This is a genomic window from Roseomonas chloroacetimidivorans (assembly GCF_049629625.1).
In the GTDB taxonomy this organism is placed as follows: Bacteria; Pseudomonadota; Alphaproteobacteria; order Acetobacterales; family Acetobacteraceae; genus Roseomonas; species Roseomonas chloroacetimidivorans.
This window is the reverse complement of sequence record NZ_JBNBZS010000237.1, coordinates 1-2,145: the sequence shown is the minus strand read 5'-3', so window position 1 is coordinate 2,145 and position 2,145 is coordinate 1. Positions and strand designations below refer to the sequence as shown.

Genomic DNA, 2,145 nt, shown 5'->3' with positions numbered 1-2,145 from the left:
CGGGCGTGACGACGAGGCTGGAGTGCATCAGCAGGCCGCACTGGGTATGCATCCGCAGCTTGCCGTTCCGGTCGCGGCCCGTGGGGGCGCGGCCGATCGCGCCGAACGTGTCCGGCTTGGCCCATTTATAGCTGAACTCGGTCGTGTCCTGGACGACGAGAAGCGGCCCCTTGGCCGCCGCACAGCGGGCGGCTGTGGCCGCGAAATGGTCCGAGAGGATCGCATCCCCGCCGAAGCGCTCGTTCGAGAAGAAGCGGTAGGCCGCCTTCGTGCCCGCCCAGTCTGCGAATTCCACGCGATGGTGGGCAGTGATTCCACGGCATCGTGGGCAGCGATTCCACGGGATGATGGGCACGGATTCCACGGGATCGTGGGCACCCTGTTGAGGGTTGCCTGGGGTGGATTGCCGACAGTCTGAGCCGGCTAAGGGACCTCGTTCTGAACGGGGTCTGCCTGATGCCTACCGAGAGATTGTCGATGCGACGGATCCGCGACGTACTGCGTCTGAAGTTCGAGGCTGGACTGAGCGACCGGACCCTTGCGGCCGCGGTTGGCATCAGCAAGGGGGCGGTGGCCGCCTATGTCTATCGGGCCCGGGCGGCTGGGCTGTCCTGGCCGTTGCCGGCCGGGCTGGATGACACGGCGCTGGAGCGGCGGCTGTTCCCGGGTCCGCCAGCGCCGGAGGCGGCGAGCCGCGCCGTGCCGGACTGGGCTGGGGTGGAGCGGGAGTTGCGGCGGCGCGGGGTGACGCGGGCACTGCTGTGGCAGGAGTACCGGGCCCAACATCCCGACGGCTTCGGCTATTCCTGGTTCTGCGAGGCCTATGACGCCTGGAAAGGTCAGGTCTCGCCGACCATGCGGCAGAGCCATGTTGGCGGCGAGAAGGTCTTCGTCGACTTTGCCGGCGATACCATGGGCGTGGTCGACCCGGGCAGCGGCGAGGTCTGGCAGGCCAAGCTGTTCGTCGCCTGCATGGGCGCATCGAGCCTGGTGTTCGCCGAGGCCCGGCCCGGCAAGCCGCGCGACAAAGCCAAGGTTGAGCAGTCGGTGTTGCTGGCCGAGCGCTGGATCATGGCGCGGCTGCGCCATGCGCGGTTCTTCTCGCTGGCGGAGCTCAACGCCGCGGTCATCGCCCTGACCGCGGAGCTGAATGCCCGGATCATGCGGGGCTTTGGCGCCAGCCGGGCAGAGCTTTTCGCCAGCCTGGATGCGCCGGCACTCCACGGCCTGCGGACCCCGCCCTATGCCTTTGCCCGCTGGCGGCGCTGCCGGGTCGGGCCGGACTATCATGTCGAGGCTGACGGCCATTGGTACTCGGTGCCGTTCCGCCTGATCCGCCAGTTGGTCGACCTCCGCATCGGCGAGGCCATGCTCGAGGTGTTCCACAAGGGCGAGCGGGTGGGCAGCCATGTCCGGGTGCCGCACCGGCGGGGCCACACCACCATCCCCGAGCACATGCCGGACGCGCATCGTCGCCACGCCCAGTGGACGCCGGCGCGGCTGCTGGAGGAGGCCGGCAAGGTCGGGTCTTCGACCATGGGGTTGTGCGAGGCCGTCATGGCGGCGCGGCCACACCCCGAGCAGGGTTTCCGGACCTGTCTCGGCATCCTCGGCCCGGCCCGGACCTATGGCGCCGCGCGGCTCGAGGCGGCCTGTGGCCGCGGCATCGGCATCGGCATCCGCGCCCGCACCGTCACCTCCATCCGCTCCATCCTCCAGACCGGCCTCGACCGGGCCTGCCTGGGAGAGGAGCCGGACCGCCTGCCGCCGCCGTTGCACGGCAACATCCGTGGCGGCGGCTACTTCCACTGACCCCGAGAGGAGAGCCCATGCTCGTCCATCCCACCCATGAGCGGCTGATCGCGCTCGGCCTGGCCGGCATGGCCAAAGGCTTTGAGGACCAGCGACGATCCCCCGACATCGCCGCCCTGACCTTCGAGGAGCGCCTCGGCCTGCTGGTCGACCGCGAGGCGGCCGAGCGGGAAACCCGGCGCCTGACGACCCGGCTCAAACACGCCGCACTCCGCCACAATGCCAGCATCGAGGACGTCGACCTGCGCACCCCGCGCGGCCTCGACCGGGCGCTGTTCCAGAAGCTGGTCGCAGGCGACTGGATCGACCGCCATGAGGGGCTGCTGGTCACCG

Annotated in this window: 2 protein-coding genes and 1 pseudogene; 2 read left to right on the top strand and 1 reads right to left on the bottom strand. The window is 70.0% G+C overall.

Annotated elements, in window-relative coordinates:
- A pseudogene (locus ACO1BU_RS37020) lies at nucleotides 1-295 on the bottom strand (hypothetical protein); the annotation flags it as partial.
- 161 nt (nucleotides 296-456) lie between these two features.
- Here ACO1BU_RS37020 and ACO1BU_RS37015 point away from each other — a divergent pair.
- Entirely contained in the window at nucleotides 457-1,812 is a 1,356-nt protein-coding gene (locus ACO1BU_RS37015; protein WP_424140849.1) for a Mu transposase domain-containing protein, read from the top strand.
- A 17-nt stretch (nucleotides 1,813-1,829) separates the two neighbouring features.
- Nucleotides 1,830-2,145, top strand: a 316-nt coding sequence (locus ACO1BU_RS37010) for an ATP-binding protein (RefSeq protein ID WP_424140803.1), incomplete at its 3' end; no start/stop codon positions are given.